The organism is Okeania sp. SIO2B9, assembly GCF_010672505.1.
Classification (GTDB): domain Bacteria; phylum Cyanobacteriota; class Cyanobacteriia; order Cyanobacteriales; family Microcoleaceae; genus Okeania; species Okeania hirsuta.
In genome coordinates this window covers 1-1,118 of sequence record NZ_JAAHGK010001776.1, presented here as the reverse complement: position 1 = coordinate 1,118, position 1,118 = coordinate 1, and the positions used below count along the sequence as shown (strand labels likewise).

Below are 1,118 nucleotides of genomic sequence, written 5' to 3'. Positions count from 1 at the left end.
TGGGGTGTTATAAGAAACCGGGTTTATGGGAGAGATATGTGATTTATTTTATATAAACCGAGTTTCTCTGCTTTATTTATACCTACACTACCGGATTTCATATCACGGAAGGCAAAAGTTAAAAATAAGATTTGATAAATAGAAAAATTTGACAATACAGTAATTTCAGGAGTTATAAGTTTCCCAATATTTATGACATTTTTAAAGTGAGTTAGTATAACCCTTCTATGTTTAAGTTATTGTTAGGAATAGATTATTAATATTATTAGTATTAGGTTCTATAATTATATTATTAGTCAGAATAATCATTATTATTAGCCATAATATTATAATATCCATATAAAACCATCATTATTATCGCTACTATTAAACTAAACAAAAACCATTTCTTAGCTTTTTTTGATGCTGTAGTTGCTCCTAGTGCGTCTGCCAATTCAAGTCGTGTCTTAACTTGAGTTGCATAAATAATTGTGACAATTCCGAAAGGCAAATAAAAAACTGCCCACCTTTCAACTACCAAACAGCATAGAAAAGTGAGTAAAATTGCTGGCATTCGATAGTTAGGAATATTTTCTTTGCTAGGTGTCATATTTACTTAAACTATATTTTATACAATTTGCCAAATTTTAATCGTTTTGTCATCACTGCCACTAGCTAAGGTCTGATTATCTGGACTAAAAGCTAGGGTGGTGATAATACCAGTGTGCCCGGTTAAAGTAGTTTTTAAAGTTCCGGTTGATAAATTCCACACCTTGATTGTGCAATCATTACTTCCACTGGCAAGGATGCGGTGATCTGGACTAATCGCCAGAGACCAAATTGCTCCGGTGTGTCCTTCCAAATTATACCTGAGATTCCAGGTTTTCGTATCCCACACATAGATAGTTTTGTCTCCACAACCACTAACCAACATTTTACCATCTGAACTAAAGGCTAAAGCTTTGATAAAACTAGGATGCTTGAGGGCAAGAAATTTCAGAAATTTATCATTTTTAATGGGCAGTTCCCAAATCAGCATTTTCTTGTCCGTACCAGCAGTAGCTAAAGTTTGCCCATTGGAAGAAACAGCAAGAGCATAAACATAGCCTTGATGTTCGCTTAAACTGTGTATGACTCTA

At 33.8% G+C, this 1,118-nt stretch carries 2 protein-coding genes; both read right to left on the bottom strand.

Features of this window, described 5'->3' with window-relative positions; genetic code table 11:
* Positions 1-292: 292 nt before the first annotated feature.
* Complete coding sequence (locus F6K13_RS34350; RefSeq protein WP_287290116.1) at positions 293-589, bottom strand: CD225/dispanin family protein; 297 nt, start codon at positions 587-589, stop codon at positions 293-295.
* 18 nt (positions 590-607) lie between these two features.
* Positions 608-1,118 (bottom strand): WD40 repeat domain-containing protein (locus F6K13_RS34345; protein WP_287290114.1); only part of this gene is annotated, 511 nt, incomplete at its 5' end.

Excerpts from the sequence above, each read along its gene's own strand:
- F6K13_RS34350 (WP_287290116.1), bottom strand. The coding sequence starts at position 589 with ATGACACCTAGCAAAGAAAATATTCCTAACTATCGAATGCCAGCAATT.